Origin of the sequence: Pseudomonas yamanorum (genome assembly GCF_013386765.1) — a bacterium.
Lineage (GTDB): Bacteria > Pseudomonadota > Gammaproteobacteria > Pseudomonadales > Pseudomonadaceae > Aquipseudomonas > Aquipseudomonas yamanorum_A.
The window spans coordinates 362,117-382,085 of sequence record NZ_JACARE010000018.1 but is presented as its reverse complement, the minus strand read 5'-3'; the positions used below and the strand labels follow the sequence as shown (position 1 = coordinate 382,085).

Here is a 19,969-nt window from a genome sequence, read left to right as displayed (position 1 = left end):
ATGTTGCTGCGTTTTACCAAGATGCACGGGCTGGGCAACGACTTCATGGTCCTCGACCTGGTCAGCCAGCACGCGCACATCCTGCCCAAACACGCCAAGCTGTGGGGCGACCGGCACACCGGTGTCGGCTTCGACCAGTTGCTGCTGGTGGAAGCACCGAGCAACCCGGAAGTGGATTTCCGTTACCGGATCTTCAACTCCGACGGCTCCGAAGTGGAACAGTGCGGCAACGGTGCCCGCTGTTTCGCCCGCTTTGTGCTGGACAAGCGCCTGACCGCCAAACGGCAGATTCGCGTCGAGACCAAAAGCGGCATCATCGAGCTGGATATTCGCAGCGACGGCCAGATCGGCGTCAACATGGGCGCACCACGGCTGGTGCCGGCGGACATTCCGTTCCAGGCTACCGAGCAAGCGCTGAGTTACCCGGTGGACGTGGACGGCAAGACCGTCAACCTGGCCGCCGTGTCCATGGGCAACCCCCACGCCGTGCTGCGAGTGGATGACATCAACAGTGCACCGGTTCATGAACTGGGGCCGAAGATCGAAAACCACCCGCGCTTTCCGGCGCGGGTTAACGTGGGTTTCCTGCAGGTCATCGACCGTTCCCGTGCGCAGTTGCGCGTCTGGGAACGCGGTGCCGGCGAAACCCAGGCCTGCGGCACCGGTGCTTGCGCCGCTGCCGTCGCCGCCATCAGCCAGGGGTGGATGGATTCGCCGCTGCTGATCGACCTGCCCGGCGGACGTTTGTCCATCGAATGGGCAGGCCCCGGCCAACCGGTGAAAATGACCGGCCCGGCCACACGCGTCTACGAAGGACAGGTCCGTCTATGAGTGAGCAAATCTAATGACTGATAAGCCTCAAGTACCCGCGCAAGCATCCCCAAGCGAAAGTCTGGAGGCCGCAGCCGTTGCGGCGTATCTGGAGGCTAATCCGGACTTCTTCGTCGAACACGAAGAGCTGTTGCCGGCCCTGCGTATTCCCCACCAGCGCGGCGACACCGTGTCGCTGGTGGAGCGGCAGATGAAGATCCTGCGCGAGCGCAATATCGAGATGCGCCACAAGCTCTCGCAACTGATGGACGTGGCCCGCGACAACGACCGCCTGTTCGACAAGACCCGCCGCCTGGTCCTGACCCTGATGGACGCCGCCAGCCTGGAAGAAGCGGTGATTGCCGTCGAAGACAGCCTTCGCCAGGACTTCCAGGTGCCCTTTGTCAGCCTGATCCTGTTCAGCGACAACCCGATGCCGGTGGGCCGCTGGGTCAGTGGCAGCGATGCCCAGACCGCGATTGGCGGCCTGCTGTCCGAAGGCAAAACCATCAGCGGCACCCTGCGTGAGCATGAGCTGGACTTCCTGTTTGGCGCCGAGCAGCGCCAGCAGATCGGCTCCACCGCCGTGGTCGCCCTCAGTCATCAAGGTTTGCATGGCGTGCTGGCCATCGCCAGCCGTGATCCACAGCATTACAAAAGCTCGGTGGGCACACTGTTCCTGAGCTATATCGCCGAAGTGCTGGGCCGCGTCCTGCCACGCTTCACCACCGCCCTGCGCGCGGTGCGCTAGCCATGGAACGACAACTGGACGCCTACTGCGCTCACCTGCGCAGCGAGCGCCAGGTGTCGCCGCATACCCTGGAAGCCTACCGGCGGGACTTGAACAAGGTCCTGGCGTTCTGTGAGAAACACCACATCAGCAGCTGGAAGGCCCTGGACATCCAGGGCTTGCGCAGCCTGATCGCCCGCCTGCACCAGCAAGGCCAATCCTCCCGCAGCCTGGCACGCCTGCTGTCGGCGGTGCGCGGCCTCTATCACTACCTGAACCGCGAAGGCCTGTGCAACCACGACCCGGCCAACGGCCTGGCGCCGCCCAAGGGCGAACGCCGCCTGCCCAAGACCCTCGACACGGATCGCGCCCTGCAATTGCTTGATGGCGCCGTGGAGGACGATTTCCTGGCCCATCGCGACCAGGCGATCCTCGAACTGTTCTATTCCTCGGGCCTGCGCCTGTCGGAACTGACCGGGCTTAACCTCGATCAACTGGACCTGGCGGACGGCCTGGTGCAGGTGCTCGGCAAAGGCAGCAAGACCCGCGTATTGCCGGTGGGCAAAAAGGCCCGCGAAGCCTTGCTGCTATGGCTGCCGCTGCGCGCCCTGGCCAGCCCGGCGGATGATGCCGTGTTCATCAGCCAGCAAGGCCGCCGCCTCGGGCCGCGGGCCATTCAGGTGCGGGTCAAGGCCGCCGGCGAGCGCGAGCTGGGGCAGAACCTGCACCCGCACATGCTGCGGCACTCCTTTGCCAGCCACTTGCTGGAGTCGTCCCAGGACCTGCGCGCGGTGCAGGAGTTGCTGGGCCACTCCGACATCAAGACCACCCAGATCTACACCCACCTGGACTTCCAGCACCTGGCAACGGTGTACGACAGCGCCCATCCACGGGCCAAACGCATTAAGGGCAGTGACTCATGAGCATCAAGCTGATCACCTTCGACCTGGACGACACACTCTGGGATAACGTGCCGGTCATCATCAGTGCCGAGGCATCGATGCGCGAATGGCTGGCGACCCATGCCACCAAGGTGGGCGACTTGCCCCTGGAGAAGTTCGCCCGCCTTCGCCAGCAGGTGCTGGAGCGGCATCCCGAGCTCAAATACCGCATCAGCGTGTTGCGCCACAAAGTGCTGCAACATGCCTTCGAGGAAGCCGGATACCCACTGCCGGAAGCGGCGCAGATGGCGGATGTGTGCTTTGAAGCGTTTATCCACGCGCGCCACCAGCTCACGGTGTTTCCCGAGGCCGAGCCGATGCTCCAGGCGCTGCGCCAGCACTATTTGCTTGGGGTGATCACCAACGGCAATGCCGATGTACAGCGTGTGGGGCTGGCGGATTACTTTCACTTTGCCCTGCGGGCTGAAGACATTGGTATCGCCAAGCCGGATGCGCGGTTGTTCCAGGAGGCCTTGCAGCGCGGTGGCGTAGAGCCGGGCGCGGCGGTGCATGTCGGGGATCATCCGGGGGATGACATTGCCGGGGCGCAGCAGGCGGGACTGCGGGCGGTGTGGTTTAACCCGGCGGGCAAGGCCTGGGAAGCGCAAAAGCGCCCGGATGCCGAGATTCGCAGCCTGACCGAGTTGCCAGAAGTCCTCGCCCGTTGGAACGTATAACTGACGATGAAGCGCTTTTGTGGCGAGGGCGCTTGCTCCCGTTGGGCTGCGAAGCGGCCCCTGAACCAGCCACGACGGCCTTTCTGAAAGACCGCGTCGACCCAACCAGGGGCCGCTTCGCGCCCCAACGGGAGCAAGCTCCCTCGCCACCACAAACGCTTCATTCTTAGATGGGTGTTGGGCCTGACCCTTTTGATTCGCCCATGAAAAAGCCCGCAGCGACGGCGGGCTTTTTCAGCAAGCGGACAGCGGGCCTTAGATAGGCCGGCTGCCGTACTTGTTATCCGGCTTCTTCGGCGGATCAGCCACCACGTTAGCCTCGACTTCCTGCACTTTGCCGCCTTTAGCGAGGAATTCTTCCATCGCACGGGCCAGCGCATCGCGCTCTTTGTTCTTGGCTTCTACGCTCGGCAGTTCGTCAACCGACACCGCAGCCTTGGCCTTGCCCTTGGCTGCCGGGACCGGTGCGTCGTCGCCACCGTCGTCGTCAGCCACGTCTTCGGCAGCCGCCTCAAGACCTTCTTCGGTTTCGTCGTCGTCGCCTACTTCGAGGTCGTCGTTTTCCAGATCATCGTCGCTCATGTTCTACCTCATGACTTGCGAAAAGCAGATTAGTTATAGCCCAGCTTCGCCACCTGTCGACGGCGGCCGGAAAAAAATCAACATCCACCGGTTAACCAGTGGCTTATGCCCCATCACCGTGCAAGGTGGCGAGGACTTTACGAGCACCGCCATGATCACGGTGCTCGCCCAGATAAACACCTTGCCAGGTCCCCATCGCCAAGCGGCCGGCCCTTACCGGCAAACTCAGCTGGCAGCCCAGGAGACTGGCCTTGAAGTGCGCCGGCAGATCATCCGGACCTTCGTCGTTGTGTTCATATCCCGCCATGCCTTGCGGCACCAGCGCATTGAAAAAACGCTCGAAGTCACGGCGAACCGCCGGGTCGGCATTCTCGTTGACCGTCAACGAGGCCGAGGTGTGCTGCAGCCACAAATGCAACAGGCCCACCCGACAGGCCTTCAATTCAGGCAGGCCGGCGAGCAACTCGTCCGTTACCAGATGAAAGCCCCGGGGCTTGGCCCGCAGGGTTATCAGGGTCTGTTGCCACATACAGTTCTCCGCCCATCGGCGCGCATTCTAGCGCGCTCAGGGAAAAAACAAAGTGCCGAATACGCCTACATGCCTGTAAGACATTCGCACAGTGAAAAGTGCGGTGTGGATAGCATCACAAAGTCGTGAAAAAACCCATACACCTTTAGCCACAGACAAACCCCAGGCAAAAAAATGCCCGGCAAGCCGGGCATCTTTTTTTCGCGTACTTACAAGTTGTAGCCGCGTTCGTTGTGTTGCGCCAGATCGAGGCCAACTGCCTCTTCCTCTTCGGTCACCCGCAGGCCCATCACCACGTCCAGCACCTTGAGGATGATGTACGTCACGATAGCGGTGTAGATGACGGTGAAGCCGACGCCTTTGCACTGGATCCAGACTTGTGCCGCGATGTCGGTGGTGGTGGCGTTGAAGCCGCCCATCGCCGGTGCAGCAAATACGCCGGTCAGGATCGCGCCGAGGATACCGCCGATACCGTGCACGCCGAAGGCGTCCAGGGAGTCGTCGTAGCCCAGTTTGCGTTTCAGGGTAGTGGCGCAGAAGAAGCACACCACACCGGCAGCCAGGCCGATCACCAGGGCGCCCATCGGGCCCACGGTGCCAGCGGCTGGAGTGATTGCCACCAGGCCCGCAACCACACCCGAGGCGATGCCCAGGGCGCTTGGCTTACCGTGGGTGACCCACTCGGCGAACATCCAGCCCAGCGCCGCAGCAGCGGTAGCGATCTGGGTGACCAGCATCGCCATGCCGGCAGTGCCGTTGGCCGCAGCCGCGGAGCCGGCGTTGAAGCCGAACCAGCCGACCCACAGCATGGCCGCGCCCACCAGGGTGTAACCCAGGTTGTGCGGTGCCATCGGGGTGGTTGGGAAGCCTTTACGCTTGCCGAGTACCAGGCACGCTACCAGGCCAGCCACACCGGCGTTGATGTGCACCACGGTGCCGCCGGCGAAGTCCAGCACGCCCCAGTCGCCCAGCAACGAACCCGGACCGCCCCATACCATGTGGGCAATCGGTGCGTAGACCAGGGTGAACCAGACGCCCATGAAGATCAGCATCGCGGAGAACTTCATGCGCTCGGCGAACGCACCGACGATCAGCGCCGGGGTGATGATCGCGAAGGTCATCTGGAAGGTCACGAACACCGCCTCAGGGAACAACGCCGCCGGGCCGGTGATGCTGGCCGGGGTCACACCCGAGAGGAACAGTTTGGACAAGCCACCCACAAACGAGTTGAGGTTGACGACGCCTGCTTCCATACCGGTGGTGTCGAACGCCATGCTGTAGCCGTAGACGAACCACAGGATGGTGATCAGGCCGGTGATGGCGAAGCATTGCATCATCACGGAAAGAATGTTTTTGGAACGAACCATGCCGCCGTAGAACAGCGCGAGGCCTGGAATGGTCATGAACAGCACCAGCGCGGTGGACGTGAGCATCCACGCGGTGTCGCCGGAATTGAGGACTGGAGCAGGTGCTGGGTCCGCCGCCATGGCCAGGGCCGGCATTACGAGGGACAACAGGGCTCCTAGCCCTGCGAATTTACGCAGAGTCATATTGTTTTCTCCTGGGGCGTTGGGGTTTGGCGGCTTAGATTGCGTCGGTATCGGTTTCGCCGGTACGGATGCGAATAGCCTGTTCCAGATTGACCACGAAGATCTTGCCGTCACCGATCTTGCCGGTGTTGGCGGCCTTGGTTATCGCCTCGATAACCCGGTCAAGATCCTTGTCGTCAATGGCGACATCAATCTTCACCTTTGGCAGGAAATCGACCACGTATTCCGCGCCGCGATACAGCTCGGTGTGACCCTTCTGCCGACCGAAGCCTTTGACCTCAGTAACGGTAATGCCCTGCACGCCGATCTCGGACAGTGACTCGCGTACATCGTCCAACTTGAACGGCTTGATGATGGCAGTGACTAGCTTCATGAAAACTCTCTCCCGAATTGGTGGACTTGCCCCAGGAAAACAAACCCGTCTCAAGTCTAAGCGCAGTGCCTGGCTTTGTAACGCTTCGTCGCCCTGGCATTTGCCATTGCGACGCTCGCTAACCACTGGTGACGAAACATGTACCGCTGGTCCGTCGGCGCACTGCATCGTCACAGCGACTGCATCAGTGCATGGGTCATGATCGTCTAAGCAGAAAGCTTGCCAGCTCCGTAAAAATCACTGAAATCAGTCCTTTGTTCGCTTGTGCCCACCTGCCGGGCGCTGTTGCCGCGAAGATACGCACGAAAACAGTGCGCGACCGCCCGGCCCCATGCGCGAAAAGCGTGCGCCGGCGACGGTAAAAAAGACTATAGACGCTGCGTGATACACTGCCGGCCAACAGATTTTCCGGACTATTTCCCATGCTCGCGCCCAAAGACCTCCTCGACGCCCTGAGCGGCCACGCCTCCCGCCTGTTCAGCAGCGACACACCGCTGCCACGCAATGAAATTGAAAGCCAGTTCAAGGCGCTGCTGCAGAGCGGCTTCAGCAAGCTGGACCTGGTCAGCCGGGAAGAGTTTGATAGCCAGATGGTGGTGTTGGCGCGCACTCGGGCGCGGCTGGAAAGCCTTGAGGCCAAGGTGGCGGAGTTGGAAGCGCGATTGACGCCTGCCGCCGAATAAACCGGCCAACCGGGGCAGGTCTTGCCTGTCCCCGTTAAACCGTTGCTACCGTCAGCTTACCCGCTGATACCCGCCGACAACGCCCTTCTTCGACAACACCCACTGCCACAGCTGGATATCCCGCGCGCGAAACGCCCCTGCACACGACAGCAGGTAATAGCGCCACATCCGGTAGAAACGCTGGCCAAAGGTTTCTGCAAACTCGGGCCACGCCAACTCGAAGTTTTCGCACCAGGCCATCAGCGTCTTGTCGTAATCGGCGCCAAAGTTGTGCAAATCCTCGGCAACAAATAATCCGTCCATGGCATCGCCAACCTGCCCGATCGAGGGCAAATCGCCGTTTGGAAAGATGTATTTATCGATCCACGGGTCCGGCGTGCTGTTGCGCTGGTTCTTGCCGATGGTGTGCAGCAGGAACAGCCCTTCGTCCTTCAGGCAGCGGTTGGCGACCTCCATATACGCCCGATGATTCTTGCGGCCCACGTGCTCGAACATGCCGACGCTGGCGATATGATCGAATTGCTCGTCGATATCCCGATAGTCCTGCAGCCTAAACTCGATCGGCAGATGGGCGTACTTGGCGCGGCCCCACTCCGCCTGCTCCTTGGAGATGGTCACACCGACACACTCGACGCCGTAGTGCTCGGCGGCATGGCTCATGAAGCTCCCCCAGCCACAGCCGATATCCAGCACGCGCATGCCCGGCTTGAGCCCCAGCTTTTTACAGATCAGGTCCAGCTTGGCGAACTGCGCCTGTTCCAGGGTGGTGGCGTCTTTCCAGTAGCCGCAGGTGTAGGTCATGCGCGAGTCGAGCATGCTTGCGTAAAAGTCATTACCGAGGTCGTAGTGCGCTTCGCCGACTTGCCAGGCGCGCTTCTTGTTTTGCAGGTTCAGCCATCGGGAACTGAACGCGTGAAACAACAAGGTGGCCGGGTTGGCCTGGTCGATCACGCCGGAGCGCATGAGCCGGTAGAAAAACTCATCCAGCGCCTCGGCGTCCCAGCCGCCGTCCATATAATCTTCGCCAAGCCCCAGGTTTCCCTTGGCCAGGGCCAGGTCGAACGTGGCACTGTGGTGCAGTTGCATATCTGCAGCCGACGGTCCGTTGACCTCGATCTGCGCCTGCGCCAGCAACTCCTTAACGAAGCGCGCTCCCTGAGACATCTCATCAGAACCGGAAAAAGAATGACGCGTTTTGTTAAGCACAATTGCTCTCCAGAAATAGCGTTGCCTTTGATTCATACACTGCGAGAAATCTGGCCATGGAAGCGTCTGGAAAGGCCCTTGCGGCATGACCGGGAACGCTGGCTGGGAACAGATGTAACAAATCTTATCCAGCCAATTTTTAAAGATATAATGAATTAATATTATGAAAACCATGCAAAATTGGAATGCAAGATGGACATCCGGGCGCTCCGTTATTTCGTAGAAGTCGTGGACCAGCAGAGCTTCACCAAAGCCGCCACCAAACTGCACCTGACCCAACCCACGGTCAGCAAGATGGTGCAGCAACTGGAATCGAGCCTTGGCCTGAGGCTGCTGGACCGCATGGGAAAACGCTTCACCCTGACGGACGCCGGGGAGATCGTGCTCAAGCGCGCCAAGGAAATGATCGCGCTGCACGACGAGATGACCGTAGAGCTGCAAGACCTGCAGCAGGTCGGGCGCGGCGCCCTGCGCATGGGGCTTTCGCCCTCCACGCACCTCGCGTTGGCGCCGATCTTTGCCGAATATCACGCCCGCTACCCGAAGATCGAACTGAAACTCTTTGAAAGCGGCGGCAACGTCACCCTTCAGGACCTGCGCCAGGGCACCCTGGAGTTCGGCACCATTTTGGACTCACCGCGCGTGGCGGATATCTGGTCCGAATTCGAATCAATGCCCTTGTTCGAATCGCCGCTGTGCCTGCTCGCGCCCCACGACTCGCCCTGGCAGGGACGCAGCTCGGTGCAACTGAGCGAACTGCACGCCTGCGAATTCATCTTTTACGATGACACCTTCACCCTGAACCAGTTTGTACTCGATGCCTGCGCCCAAGCCGGTTTTGAGCCGCGCATCAGCGGCCGCAGCAGCCAATGGGACTTTATCGCCTCCCTGGTGCGGCTGGGCGTGGGCATCACCCTGCTGCCCCGGGCGTTCTGCGACACCCTCGACGCCAGCCAATTCAGCATTGCGGAAATTCAGTCGCCGGCCCTGAACTGGCGGCTGATGCTGGCGTGGCGGCGCCAGTGCAAGCTGTCGTTTGCGGCGCAGGCGTGGTTGACGTTGGCGAAGGAGTTTCTGTGTGTGCCGCCGCCGGACCGCTAGCGCGATACGTTCTGTAAAACCTCGCCGCCGCACTCCGCCAGCGCTCAACTACCCTTGAAAAACCGCATGAAGCGGCCACTCATTTCAAGGATCGAGCATGTCCCTCGCCATCGTCCACAGCCGCGCCCAGATTGGCGTCGAAGCCCCCGCCGTCACCGTCGAGGTGCACATGGCCAACGGCTTGCCGTCGCTGACGCTGGTGGGCCTGCCGGAGACCGCCGTCAAGGAAAGCAAAGACCGCGTGCGCAGCGCCATTCTCAATTCCGCGCTGCAATACCCGTCCCGCCGCATCACCCTCAACCTCGCGCCCGCCGACCTGCCCAAGGACGGCGGGCGTTTTGACTTGGCGATTGCCCTGGGGATTCTCGCCGCCAGCGTGCAGGTGCCGACGCTGACCCTCGATAACGTGGAATGCCTGGGCGAGTTGGCGCTGTCCGGCGAGGTGCGGGCGGTGAAAGGTGTGTTGCCGGCAGCCCTGGCGGCGCGCAAGGCCGGGCGCACCTTGATCGTGCCTCGGGCCAATGCCGAGGAAGCGTGCCTTGCCTCGGGGTTGAAGGTGATTGCGGTGGATCATCTGCTGCAAGTGGTGGCGCACCTGAACGGTCACGTGCCGATCGAACCCTTCGTTTCCAGTGGCCTGATGTACCTGAACAAGCCCTACCCGGACCTCAGTGAAGTGCAGGGCCAACTGGCCGCCAAGCGCGCCCTGTTGATCGCTGCGGCGGGCGCCCACAACCTGTTGCTCAGCGGGCCGCCGGGCACCGGCAAGACCTTGCTCGCCAGCCGGCTGCCGGGATTGTTGCCGCCCTTGAGTGAGCAGGAAGCGCTGGAGGTGGCGGCGATTCAGTCGGTGGTCAGCCTGGCGCCGCTGAGCCACTGGCCGCACCGGCCGTTTCGCCAGCCGCACCATTCGGCATCCGGCCCGGCGCTGGTGGGCGGTGGTTCGAAACCGCAGCCGGGGGAAATCACCCTGGCCCATCACGGTGTGTTGTTTCTCGACGAGTTCAGTGCATTGCTTTATCCCCGGAGTCGTTCATTTGCGCTAAGCCTAAGTATCGTAGGACTGACAAGGCAAAGAGCTGATGTGAACGATGATTCACTTCAAAGCGCGCCCTAGCATTGCGCCCTAGGATTTGGTAACTCCCAATGCGTCGCTGCTGACACACGAACTGCATTTGAGAACGACCAGAGTCGATTCCCGACCGTTCGTCACCTCGATTTTCGAAGACTGAACCATCCCTTCTTAGTTATAACAATGGATATACTTAAAACATACTGTAAGGCTCTTTTAGCGCTTTGACTTGGTCATCGCTAGATAAACCTGGAGCTAATACCTTTTAAAAAACAAGTTAAGGGTAAAGTTAAAGTATATTCAACCTGTCAATTTATAATATTCATATCTGCCATTCGCTCCAAGCAACAACCAAGAGCATACGCATTACCGCTCTGAGCTCGAAGGAGCGTGTTGAGAAACTAAACCTCGCCTGCTAAGGTTCGGCGAAATCCAAACGGTTTATGCTATGACCATTATCAAAAGCCTTATCGCTGTGTCTGAACACCCACAAGAGAACTTAGACATTGATGCGGCCACACAGTTATTAGCAGCAAATCAGGCGTTGAAAAAAACGCAAGCAAGCAGGTCGGCGAGAATAATGTGCGTCATAGAGTGTATCCTTCAAGTTACCGGGATACATTTGACAGCAACTCAAATACGCACGCAGTTTCTCACTAATGTTTTCCAAAAATGCATTGGACTTATTCTGAGCGGAAAAATACTAGACGGCACTAAGGCGCGAAATGAAGATTACGCCCGACATTTAGGCAATCTCCACGACAAAGTTTGCAGCTTGAACGAATACACGCCAACTATTTCGCTGGGCACAATTATGGGGAAGAAAAATTCAGACTTAAGAGAGGCTTGCACAGCACTTTCAGAAAGTTTGCAACTAAACCCGGGCAAAGTTTGGTTGTGGCAAGGATGGACAGTATCTAATGACAGCCACAGCATGCACTTGAAACTACTTCCCATCTACCTAAAATACGGCAGGTATTATACTGAGAGGCTGTATGAGGCATGCTCGCAATATTTTTCGGAGAGGACGACTTCCACCATTCCATGCTTGGATTCGCTTATTTGCTTTCTTGGTAGCGAACATTGCATATATACCCAAGCAGAATTATTAGATACCCGAACGTTTTCAAAATTGGTCGAGCAGCTTGCCAATTTCCATATTCAATACAACCTAGGAAAAAAAGAATCAGGGGCTAGGCCTTGCTCTCAACATGTTCTAATCAATGACTGGAATGCGCATTTTAGAACTTTCATGGTAGGGTATCTGATACCACACAAAGTTATTGCTGCACCACATTCTGGAAGGATAACAACCGACGACATCCCTCTTATTCCGGGCGACATCAGCAAGCAAGCAAAACGACTGGCAGCTAACGTCAAGAAAATTGAGGGAGGAATTATTTGTAAGTGCAAGACAATTACACCCATTCCTATGCACGTTACCAACGACGAAGCGATTGAAGCTATATTTCGACAGATGCGTCAGGATCTATCCATTTCTGTGAAATGGGCGGAACATTTCATCCAGTCAATTGAGGCGCGGTTGGATGAGCTTCTCCGAATCACGAAGTTTGGATCTGCCCCGCTCCCCAAGACGTCACGGTCAGACTTATCAGATGCATCGCTAATTCGTGAACGGATAAATACGACACGCATATATATGACAGATGGTTTTTATCCTAGCCATCGTCACTTTACCAAACTCGAACCTAGATCTTCTAAACTTCTCAGCCGAGAATTGTCGGAGTGGCTCTGCATACCAAAGCAGCATATGCTCACGCCATTCACGATATATCTCGCAGCGAAGCACGAGGAGATCACCAACTCCTTTTTGGACAAATGCACGGTTCCTAAGTACACGTTTATTGCAGATGGTCAAATTCAAGTAGAAGAAGATTTCCTCATTGGCGCCAAGCCCCGCGCAAAAAAGCCAGAACAAAAGGTTGTACTTAATTCCGAGACAGCTTGGGCCGTGCGGGTGTTAATACGACTCACGCATCCAGTTCGTACATATCTCAAACAAACGCAGGTGAGCCCTAAACTCCATCGCCGACTTTTCATTATGACAGGTAAAGGATTCGGCCATCCTACAGGCGTTAGAACGACAGATATGACTGGCACTAGCCGAACCAAATTTCTCAACGCAGAATCCATGGTTGTAATGTTGGGTCTCACCAAAGCGGATGCGAAATATCTTTCTGACAATCTCAGTGTTAACTCAGCCCGAGACACCAGCATAGTGCTGAAAGTGATAGATCATATGGATCTATCAATCGCGTCGACCGATCTAGACCACGCTTTCTTCGACCTGCGACTTCTGGAGCGTTACGTGCCCAACCTGGTGTTGTTGTGGCTTATGCGCCAGGAAATAATACAGTGGAATACAAGGGTGCTCATCCAAGCGTTAGATGGCCATCCGTCTACAGCTAATTTAGCAGGTTTTGCTACACGCTCGGAGCTTGATCACTACCTCCGCGAAGCCTTGCATTTGCCATACCCTAAACGACCGACGAAGGATATCGGCCCAACTGGCGGCATCGAAGTTATCATCGGCATAGACGCTTGTATAATTGCGATTCTCACGAGCATCGAACAAGCAATAGAGCTAGAACCGACACGCGCAAACCCAGAAGGCATATATTGGGCCGCCTTTTCTGGAGCTATACGTCGATGGATTTATTCATCTGAAAACCCCGATCCATATCTTCAAGAAGTATACGCAGAAGGTTTAAAAGATCGTGATATGGCATTGGTGAAGGATGCTGTATATGCGTAATGTTGTTCCAAGGACAATCGTGCTTGCTCCTTTACCAGAACATTTACGCGTCAAGACAAATGTACATGTTGACGGATTTGTTTCTCCTTGGTTTTCTTGTGAGCATGAAGGCGTCTTGTATTTCAAATTTGGAAAAAAGATTTTCGATATTGATTTGAACATCCCTGTTGGCAACGGCACACTTCTAACTGAAAAATCCAACCATGAGTTGCTTGAGCTAGTTAAACAATGGATACATGAACAACACTTCCCGCGCTCCATTCGAATAAGAAAAATGAAGTTGACCAATGCGAAAAAACGGCTTTGGAGCGTACTTCGGTTGATTGACAAGCTATTTTTGAACGCAAAAACTCTTCGTTTATATGAATACGGGTTCGGACTCGTAACTCCGGGGACTATCAATAGCTACATGAATGAGTTCCTCAAATGTAATAGCTCACACGAGTCTATTTACTCTTGGTCTCAAACCCTGAGCGTATTTATGCTCGATAAAATCAAGGAAGAACAACTCTATGACTTTGAAAATTTCGTCCAAAAAAATCCGATATTTCTAGAGCCCATTCCAGGCGCACAAATGCGTTACTTTCCATTAGATGACCAAGAGATTTTTCGTGCCCGGGTGTGGCTCTACCATAACAATTTTTATCAAATCAAAGAAGGAGAGAGTTGGCCAGGGCACATCAAGACCGCAGCCTTAGTGAAAGAGCTTTATCCACACTGCATTATGGCCGGCCACATGCGCCCACTTCCTTATGAGTTGGAAATACAATCGGTATACGGACATCGTCGTGAGCTGCCGTATATACCTGTTCGTCAGGATAACTCTAGCGCGACTGCATTAAGATATAATGAAGTCCGGAGAGGTTTTATGTCTCAGCGGTTTCTTTCTGAGAGCAAGCTCAAGATCCCCAACCTAAGTTTAGACACCCTCGCAAATAACGACCATACAACACTTCTTGCCCAAGTAGGAAGTTATGTCACTCTACCACACACGATGACCATTGATCTATTACGGAAAAGCATCTTATTTTATGAAGCGCATTCCGACTCCATATTAAATTACTTTTCCATGTTGATTTCAGGTGCTGCTACGGAGGGTCTCACTCCCAATGCATATTTCTTAAAAGAAACAGCCGCCAATATCAATGCGCCAATTTCTTTTACAGCCTGGGACTTATGCGCTTCAGCAAAAAAAACTTTCACCCCTGGCGCCGCAGCGCAATCATTAGAGCGTATGCGTAATCTCGAAGGCGCTTTGCAGACATACTATTTATTGTTAGGCTGCATTCAGTATGCAGTAGGGTTTTTTACCGCTCGCCGGCAGTCCGAGCTATTAAACATCAAGTTTAAGAATTTAAATGGTCAAGATAATTGCATTACGACTCTAGTAATGAAAACAGGCATTGGTGAAGCCAGGCTCACTCATGACATCCCTGTCATACCCCTAGTTACACGCATGCTTTCCAGGCTAGAGCGTTTTCATCAAGAATGCGGTTTATCTCCTGAACAAATTAAGAACTCCAATTGCTTTGGAAGATTCTCTTTAAAGCGTAAACCGGGAATCAACAAGCCAGATCCCAAAAAATACAATTGCCACCTGGATATTCTTTGTGATTATTTTCAGACTGACACCTACAATGAAAGACGTTACTACGTAAGGCAACATCAATTGAGAAGAGCGTTTGCAGTAAGTTTCTTTTACTTGAATACGCGCGGCAACCTTTCCGTGCTTAGCTACTACTTTGGACACATGGATTTCAAACAAATTTATCGGTATCTGACGACGGTAGTAGGTAATAAAGAAATGATTGACATCAAATCTGCGTATCTAGCCGAAGAAACTATTACCCAAGGCGCAGCCGTCCAAGACCTCTTGAATAAACTCGGCGTGTTCCCCCCCACTACTGTACTCAAGGTCATCGAGCGACAGCGCCTGGAGAGCTACTATAAATCGCTGATACGAAATGAAAAAATAAAAATTGATACCACTTTTCTCTCAATTGAAGATCGCGATGAGATGCTGATATCAATAACCGTAAGTGAGAGCCAGCATGGCAAATGATAGAAATCTCGATAGAAATATTGCTTCGGCTAGAAATCTGTTAAGGCTACTAATAGACATCCAGGCTGCTCCTTCTGAATACAACTCAGACAATCGACTTCTTGAAACATTGAATACTCAAATTAACTTGGGAAAGCTCAATATACCCGAACGCTCAATTTATTTAAGCTCAATGAGCACTCTAAAGCGGGTTTCAGACAAGCATCTGGAAGGAGGCTTTGCTGAGCTCGACAAGCAGAGAAAGCGTGCGTATGCCGATTTGAGACGATCTCTTCAATCCAGTAATGTTGGAAAAAACAGCAAAGAAGGCCGCAGAATAGACAACCGGGATCGAAAACTTGAGGTATTGATCCTGCGGCAAAATCTTTTTGTAAGGGACGCCGTGATTTTTAGACTCGCTCATCTTCTAGCAACCTGTGCAAAGCAACTTGAGTCATCTACAGGCACTGATTACTTCATGAAAGCAAGAGCCCAAGAACTATATAGACTCGGGTTTAAGGGGTCGAATATTGATGAAAGATAATCCACTCTCCCTCGGCTTGTTGGTTAGAGCTGGGGATGACTTCGGAGTCCCGATTGCAGCCGAAGCAGGATGTAATCCGGTGTTCAGAAAATGTGGTGGCCTAGCCTTGATTTCATGGCCGGACTATTCTGCGTGCTTCGAAGCTAACTGCTGGATTGACGAGTTAAGAGCTGAGGGTCTGGATCCCGTGACCAGTGTTCAGTATGGTTACCAGATTACGTGGGTTCTAAGATATGCGCATGACAACCTCCTGTCATTGCATAATTTCAACGAATATCATTTCGTTAAATTTATGAAAGAACTCAAACAAGAAAGTCGAGCGGCGAGCGACCGTTCACGTTCACCTAAACAGAATGGAGTTATAGGTAGAAAAACCTTAGACTTCCTCGAATTCATAGGGAAACTTTATAATATATTGGACTTAGTAGCCCCGCAGGGGAGGATCCAAGCAGTAAAGAAAATAGTCCAAATACAAACCCCATCCGGCAGACGATTTGTTGAGACATGGTTCCACAGTGAGGTACCTATTGTTAAAAGCACGGTATCTAGCAAGAACAAACTGCTTAGTAGTAACCAGGTTAAAACTATCAAGCATGCGATACGAACGAGCAATTCCGGGGAATATATACGCAGCCGTCAACGAACGGTGTTTTTGGTTCTTGAAGAGACAGGCGCAAGGCGTGAAGAGGCGGCCCCAATTCTAGTGAGTGCCGTTTGGGAAGCAAAAAATATGTTATCTCCGAGTATTCTGCTCAGAACTTCAAAGAGAGGAGGAATATCTACGCGCCTTGTTGAAATAAGCCCTGCTCTTCTCACATTACTAGAGGATTATATAAAATTTGACCTTATGCCTTTTCTAGATTCGAAGAACATGAAGGTCATCGGTAGCACCCCCCTTTTTGCCAGCGCCAAAACTGGAAAAGCAATCCAGCCAAACACCATTACCGCTGAGTTTTCACGATTTAAAAAACTTACTGGCCTTGAGGGAGCTGTCAGCCCGCACATGCTCCGCCATGGATCGGTTACTCAGGACAGGATTGACTACTTCGAAGAGCATCCTAACGAAAAAGCCATAGCTCGCATAATTGGGCTGAAAGGTGTGCCTGAATTTGCACTCCGTTCGATGGAAAAACATGGTCATTCTTCCATCCATTCACAAGTGCCCTATAACCATTTTGAAAAACTCATTAATCTCAAGACGAGCATAGGTGGACTAGATTCTAGGGCGACGTCCGCACTCCGCGCAAATCTGGAAACCATACGCGACATCGCGAATAAGGGGAGCGCAATAAAAAATGACGCTATGAGACTTAAAAAGCTGCTTGATGAAACTTTAGCAATTCTGACGCCGAGCGATGATTAATCGACCTGGGATTTAGGAGATATTCGCGCCAGTTCCCTTACCCAAGTTATCTAGTTTCAGCGTTCAGCTGGAGGTATTTGTGAGTTTTCTCAGAAAACTATTGTTGTTGCTTTTTCGAGACAAAAGAACCGCACGGGAAAAAGCGCAAGAGCAGGACTTTATCTTAGCAGTGAATAGTCTCAAGACTCTTAAGATGACCGACCGGGGCGGCATGTCTATCGATCCCGAAGAGCTTCGAGAGCAGATCATTTCCTCCCGTGAGCAGCTTAAACATCTTGTCCACAAACCAGTAGCGCCTAACACGTCTTTCAAAATGGCGGAGGACGTCCAGGTAGAACAGGAAACGAGTCCCGCCGTTGAGGATGCAATGAGTGCCATGGACTGTATCGAGGTGGTGGCGTGGCGTCGGTTTCAGACCGGCGCTGTTGTGCGCTATGTGTGCCTCCAGTCTACGCGTACCGGTTGTTACGCTGTGGCGACGGCTAGTCTCTTCTCCGGTGGTCAGGAGAGCCTCCCAGGTTGGGTTGACGGCAGTACCAACAGGCAAATTGCGAATGCCCTACAATTCGGTGAGTTCCAGTGGTACGCGATTGTGGGCGAGGCTATGGATGCATGGGACGCAGAGCTCTGATGGCTTCACCGAGATTTCACTGACACCAAGGCCCCCAAGTTGGCGGGTTATACGCGATATCGATGGACGTACTGAGCTCGTACTGCATGTGTTCGAAGACTCTGTCGAGACGTGGATGAGCTTTCGACTCTCGCAGGGCGTTCACTAGCTCCAATAGCTCCCGCCCTTGAGCCACCGGCATTTGGATATCGCAATACACGGTGTCATCGCCGTCTCGTTCCACGTCTCTTCTCCGTCTGCATCAATCCAGCTTGGGCTTACTGCAGGCAGCTCTGTGTGCCTCAAGGTGTTGCATCTCTCTTTCCCAGCAAGCCAGAAATTTATCCCAGTTCGTGGCGTAGGGCCCGTCAGGAACTCTGGTTGATCCGATGCTCGCTTGCAGAAAACGTTCTCGCCAGGGCTGCGGGATAGTCTGCTCCAAGATGATGTCGATGCCGGAGGGGTGATGCTGCACCGGGACACAATCCCGAACCTGGTTGAGCTCAAGCGCCTTGTCAGAATGAGGGGAGTCTTTTCTCTCTAGAAGTTCAAGGTCAGCAAGGATGGATAAGGCATCGAACGCCTTCGAATCGCCTGGAGATATGTTCGCAAGCATCCACAAAGCCTTTCGTCTCTTGGCTTCCAGCTCGCGGAGTTCATCGTCGGGCATGTGAGTTACCTCTTGTTGGCGTTGATGGCATGCCGCCTGCGGCGTCAGGCTGCCGTGAATCGAGCCCCGACAAGGCGTGTCTCGCCCCTGCGGGCTCGCATCCCTCACGCCTGCGCGCTCCGCTTGCTTGGTGTCTGAGGCTCTGGGAAGCATAGATCGCAACGCATCCTACCCTCATGATTCGGAGCTCGGCATCGCTATTCGAAGCGTTCTGTTATCGTTCTAAAAGTAATCTAGTCGCTCTTATTCATCAGCCTTCTGGGAAGCCGGGAATGGACACAACTCGACGCGTACCAGGCAGAGCCTACCAAACGGTTCGCGATCCTGAGCGTCTGCTCATTGAAGAGCGCGCCGAAGCTCTATCTGCTGCAGGCAACCCGCTGCCAGATGATGATCCGGCTAAGTACGCTGAGCGAAGGCTGAAAGAAGCCAGAGCGGCACGACGACTTTCGTGTTCAGATATTTGTCTTTCGTCCTGTGGGTCACAAGGTACTGACAACCAGGAAGTTAAGAGCTACCGCCCCTCATTTTGATCATCAAGGAAGAAAATGAAATACTCATTGCTTGAAGGCGCTCGTGTAGAGGCCACTCCAAAAGCACGTGGTGTTTGCAGTTTTTGTGGTTCCCAGACCGTCGCTAAATGCGGGAACCATGTCGTCTGGCATTGGGCTCATAAACGTCTGGACAATTGCGATCCGTGGTGGGAAACGGAAACGGCATGGCATCGCGATTGGAAGAATATGTTCCCAACCGAGTGGCAGGAAGTTGTGTTGCAAGCGTCCTCAGGGGAGCGACATATAGCAGATGTCCGAACGCCTTCAGGGATGGTCATTGAGTTTCAGAGATCGACGATACATCCTGAAGAGGTCATCGCGAGGCAAAACTACTATCAAAATATGATCTGGGTGATCGATGGCACGCGAACTGAGTTCGACAGGTACAACTTCAGAATGGGTTTGTCAAAAGTGTCGGAGAATGGACTGGCTTCATTTAGCTGGCATTCCCGCAGCAAGCTTTTTGCTCGCTGGTGGGTTTCCAAACCCGTGTTCATCGACTTCGGCCCCGAATTTGGTATATGGCGCGTCTTAAGATTCGATCCGACTCAAAAACGTGGAGTGGTGGCTTACACACCCAAGGAAAAGCTGGTCGAATGGATCACCAACGGCACCACCGATTTTAGCTTCAACGGAGGCCCGGCCTCTGATACATCCGGTACGACGGATCAATAAAAACCGACCAAGTGTCTAGCCGGCATCTCTGTCCTTCGGGCTCCTTGCTGTTCTAGCTCGCAGATCAAACACCTTGAGACTACTTAGGGGCGGGACGCTCATAAGGTGCTCTCAGGGTATGCCTATACCCGCAAGACACTTGCTGATTCATCACTGAGCTATGCTGGGTCGTAAAAAAGGAGTCCATGTAAATGCCCAGTGAATACTCACTGTCAGACGTTCTGGAAAGGATGTACCAGAATCAGCTCGCTCTCGAAGCTGCGCTCATGGAGCTGACGCTCCAGGTGGAAGCCCAGGGGCATGCGGAAGTAGGCGACAACGTCCGTGGTGCGCTTTACACAATTGGGGAGAACGCTGGCCACATAAAGCAGGGGCTGGCCCGTCTCAGAAAGCTTCCATGAGGCAGCCACTGGTCGATTTTGATCTCAAGCGAGTCAGGTGATCAGGACGTCACGGGTACGCCCAATGGCCTCTTTTGGGCC

General features: G+C 54.5%; 20 protein-coding genes and 1 pseudogene. 14 read left to right on the top strand and 7 right to left on the bottom strand.

From position 1 onward, the window contains the following. The 4 genes from dapF to HX875_RS15085 are packed head-to-tail and all read left to right on the top strand — an operon-like array spanning window position 1 to window position 3,158. Window positions 1–831 carry a diaminopimelate epimerase gene (gene dapF / locus HX875_RS15100; RefSeq protein ID WP_177043743.1) on the top strand — a complete coding sequence of 277 codons (831 nt, stop codon included), beginning with the start codon at window positions 1–3 and terminating at the stop codon, window positions 829–831. Between the two features lie 13 nt (window positions 832–844). Then, window positions 845–1,561, top strand: a complete 717-nt coding sequence (locus HX875_RS15095; RefSeq protein ID WP_177043742.1) for a DUF484 family protein — start codon at window positions 845–847, stop codon at window positions 1,559–1,561. 2 nt (window positions 1,562–1,563) lie between these two features. Continuing rightward, a complete protein-coding gene (gene xerC, locus HX875_RS15090; protein WP_177043741.1) occupies window positions 1,564–2,463 on the top strand; it encodes a tyrosine recombinase XerC in 900 nt (299 codons plus the stop codon). Further along, on the top strand, window positions 2,460–3,158 hold the full coding sequence (locus tag HX875_RS15085; protein WP_177043740.1) for an HAD family hydrolase: 699 nt from the start codon (window positions 2,460–2,462) through the stop codon (window positions 3,156–3,158). The genes xerC and HX875_RS15085 overlap by 4 nt, the downstream gene beginning before the upstream one ends. 255 nt (window positions 3,159–3,413) lie before the next feature. Here the strand turns inward: HX875_RS15085 and sutA are convergent, their stop codons facing one another. The 4 genes from sutA to glnK form a co-directional block, all read right to left on the bottom strand. After that, a complete protein-coding gene (sutA, locus tag HX875_RS15080) occupies window positions 3,414–3,740 on the bottom strand; it encodes a transcriptional regulator SutA (RefSeq protein ID WP_003208791.1) in 327 nt (108 codons plus the stop codon). 103 nt (window positions 3,741–3,843) lie between these two features. Then, on the bottom strand, window positions 3,844–4,269 hold the full coding sequence (locus tag HX875_RS15075) for a secondary thiamine-phosphate synthase enzyme YjbQ (protein WP_017476675.1): 426 nt from the start codon (window positions 4,267–4,269) through the stop codon (window positions 3,844–3,846). Between the two features lie 209 nt (window positions 4,270–4,478). Further along, window positions 4,479–5,819, bottom strand: coding sequence for an ammonium transporter (locus HX875_RS15070; protein ID WP_177043739.1), 1,341 nt, complete (start codon window positions 5,817–5,819; stop codon window positions 4,479–4,481). Window positions 5,820–5,853: 34 nt separating this feature from the next. Then, the gene (glnK, locus tag HX875_RS15065) at window positions 5,854–6,192 is read right to left on the bottom strand and encodes a P-II family nitrogen regulator (RefSeq protein ID WP_002555808.1); all 339 of its coding nucleotides are present in this window, start codon (window positions 6,190–6,192) and stop codon (window positions 5,854–5,856) included. Window positions 6,193–6,614: 422 nt separating this feature from the next. On the opposite strand from glnK, the gene HX875_RS15060 reads away from it, so the two are divergent. Beyond that, window positions 6,615–6,875: an accessory factor UbiK family protein gene (locus HX875_RS15060; RefSeq protein WP_003208783.1), complete on the top strand. Its 261-nt coding sequence runs from the start codon at window positions 6,615–6,617 to the stop codon at window positions 6,873–6,875. Between the two features lie 51 nt (window positions 6,876–6,926). Here the strand turns inward: HX875_RS15060 and cfa are convergent, their stop codons facing one another. Continuing rightward, window positions 6,927–8,039, bottom strand: a complete 1,113-nt coding sequence (gene cfa / locus HX875_RS15055; RefSeq protein ID WP_177043738.1) for a cyclopropane fatty acyl phospholipid synthase — start codon at window positions 8,037–8,039, stop codon at window positions 6,927–6,929. Window positions 8,040–8,273: 234 nt separating this feature from the next. On the opposite strand from cfa, the gene HX875_RS15050 reads away from it, so the two are divergent. The 7 genes and pseudogenes from HX875_RS15050 to HX875_RS15020 all read left to right on the top strand — a co-directional run bounded on the left by HX875_RS15050 (window position 8,274) and on the right by HX875_RS15020 (window position 17,609). Next, a complete protein-coding gene (locus HX875_RS15050) occupies window positions 8,274–9,182 on the top strand; it encodes a LysR family transcriptional regulator (protein WP_177043737.1) in 909 nt (302 codons plus the stop codon). 97 nt (window positions 9,183–9,279) lie between these two features. Next, window positions 9,280–10,185: pseudogene (locus HX875_RS15045) on the top strand (YifB family Mg chelatase-like AAA ATPase); the annotation flags it as partial. A gap of 517 nt (window positions 10,186–10,702) precedes the next feature. Then, window positions 10,703–13,030 (top strand): hypothetical protein, encoded by a 2,328-nt coding sequence (locus HX875_RS15040; RefSeq protein ID WP_177015407.1) that lies wholly within the window; start codon window positions 10,703–10,705, stop codon window positions 13,028–13,030. Next, window positions 13,023–15,092: a hypothetical protein gene (locus HX875_RS15035; RefSeq protein ID WP_177015406.1), complete on the top strand. Its 2,070-nt coding sequence runs from the start codon at window positions 13,023–13,025 to the stop codon at window positions 15,090–15,092. The genes HX875_RS15040 and HX875_RS15035 overlap by 8 nt, the downstream gene beginning before the upstream one ends. Further along, complete coding sequence (locus tag HX875_RS15030) at window positions 15,082–15,615, top strand: hypothetical protein (RefSeq protein ID WP_152980086.1); 534 nt, start codon at window positions 15,082–15,084, stop codon at window positions 15,613–15,615. Before HX875_RS15035 ends, HX875_RS15030 begins: the two co-directional genes overlap by 11 nt. Then, complete coding sequence (locus tag HX875_RS15025) at window positions 15,605–16,978, top strand: tyrosine-type recombinase/integrase (RefSeq protein WP_169904816.1); 1,374 nt, start codon at window positions 15,605–15,607, stop codon at window positions 16,976–16,978. The genes HX875_RS15030 and HX875_RS15025 overlap by 11 nt, the downstream gene beginning before the upstream one ends. Before the next feature lie 79 nt (window positions 16,979–17,057). Then, the gene (locus HX875_RS15020; RefSeq protein ID WP_177015405.1) at window positions 17,058–17,609 is read left to right on the top strand and encodes a hypothetical protein; all 552 of its coding nucleotides are present in this window, start codon (window positions 17,058–17,060) and stop codon (window positions 17,607–17,609) included. Between the two features lie 16 nt (window positions 17,610–17,625). On the opposite strand, the gene HX875_RS33155 is transcribed toward HX875_RS15020, so the two are convergent. After that, on the bottom strand, window positions 17,626–17,832 hold the full coding sequence (locus HX875_RS33155) for a hypothetical protein (protein WP_226298243.1): 207 nt from the start codon (window positions 17,830–17,832) through the stop codon (window positions 17,626–17,628). Window positions 17,833–17,850: 18 nt separating this feature from the next. Continuing rightward, the gene (locus HX875_RS15015) at window positions 17,851–18,258 is read right to left on the bottom strand and encodes a hypothetical protein (protein ID WP_177015404.1); all 408 of its coding nucleotides are present in this window, start codon (window positions 18,256–18,258) and stop codon (window positions 17,851–17,853) included. A 548-nt stretch (window positions 18,259–18,806) separates the two neighbouring features. On the opposite strand from HX875_RS15015, the gene HX875_RS15010 reads away from it, so the two are divergent. After that, complete coding sequence (locus HX875_RS15010) at window positions 18,807–19,487, top strand: competence protein CoiA (RefSeq protein WP_177015403.1); 681 nt, start codon at window positions 18,807–18,809, stop codon at window positions 19,485–19,487. 191 nt (window positions 19,488–19,678) lie between these two features. Continuing rightward, window positions 19,679–19,888, top strand: a complete 210-nt coding sequence (locus HX875_RS15005) for a hypothetical protein (RefSeq protein WP_177015402.1) — start codon at window positions 19,679–19,681, stop codon at window positions 19,886–19,888. Window positions 19,889–19,969: the final 81 nt, after the last annotated feature.

Bases quoted from the DNA above. Each gene is read 5' to 3' on its own strand.
- HX875_RS15075 (WP_017476675.1), bottom strand. From the start codon at position 4,269: ATGTGGCAACAGACCCTGATAACCCTGCGGGCCAAGCCCCGGGGCTTT.
- HX875_RS15050 (WP_177043737.1), top strand. From the start codon at position 8,274: ATGGACATCCGGGCGCTCCGTTATTTCGTAGAAGTCGTGGACCAGCAG.
- xerC (WP_177043741.1), top strand. From the start codon at position 1,564: ATGGAACGACAACTGGACGCCTACTGCGCTCACCTGCGCAGCGAGCGC.
- HX875_RS15010 (WP_177015403.1), top strand. From the start codon at position 18,807: ATGAAATACTCATTGCTTGAAGGCGCTCGTGTAGAGGCCACTCCAAAA.
- sutA (WP_003208791.1), bottom strand. From the start codon at position 3,740: ATGAGCGACGATGATCTGGAAAACGACGACCTCGAAGTAGGCGACGAC.
- HX875_RS15035 (WP_177015406.1), top strand. From the start codon at position 13,023: ATGCGTAATGTTGTTCCAAGGACAATCGTGCTTGCTCCTTTACCAGAA.
- HX875_RS15025 (WP_169904816.1), top strand. From the start codon at position 15,605: ATGAAAGATAATCCACTCTCCCTCGGCTTGTTGGTTAGAGCTGGGGAT.
- HX875_RS15095 (WP_177043742.1), top strand. From the start codon at position 845: ATGACTGATAAGCCTCAAGTACCCGCGCAAGCATCCCCAAGCGAAAGT.
- HX875_RS15005 (WP_177015402.1), top strand. From the start codon at position 19,679: ATGCCCAGTGAATACTCACTGTCAGACGTTCTGGAAAGGATGTACCAG.
- HX875_RS15085 (WP_177043740.1), top strand. From the start codon at position 2,460: ATGAGCATCAAGCTGATCACCTTCGACCTGGACGACACACTCTGGGAT.
- cfa (WP_177043738.1), bottom strand. From the start codon at position 8,039: ATGTCTCAGGGAGCGCGCTTCGTTAAGGAGTTGCTGGCGCAGGCGCAG.
- HX875_RS15015 (WP_177015404.1), bottom strand. From the start codon at position 18,258: ATGCCCGACGATGAACTCCGCGAGCTGGAAGCCAAGAGACGAAAGGCT.
- glnK (WP_002555808.1), bottom strand. From the start codon at position 6,192: ATGAAGCTAGTCACTGCCATCATCAAGCCGTTCAAGTTGGACGATGTA.
- dapF (WP_177043743.1), top strand. From the start codon at position 1: ATGTTGCTGCGTTTTACCAAGATGCACGGGCTGGGCAACGACTTCATG.
- HX875_RS15030 (WP_152980086.1), top strand. From the start codon at position 15,082: ATGGCAAATGATAGAAATCTCGATAGAAATATTGCTTCGGCTAGAAAT.
- HX875_RS15040 (WP_177015407.1), top strand. From the start codon at position 10,703: ATGACCATTATCAAAAGCCTTATCGCTGTGTCTGAACACCCACAAGAG.
- HX875_RS15060 (WP_003208783.1), top strand. From the start codon at position 6,615: ATGCTCGCGCCCAAAGACCTCCTCGACGCCCTGAGCGGCCACGCCTCC.
- HX875_RS15070 (WP_177043739.1), bottom strand. From the start codon at position 5,819: ATGACTCTGCGTAAATTCGCAGGGCTAGGAGCCCTGTTGTCCCTCGTA.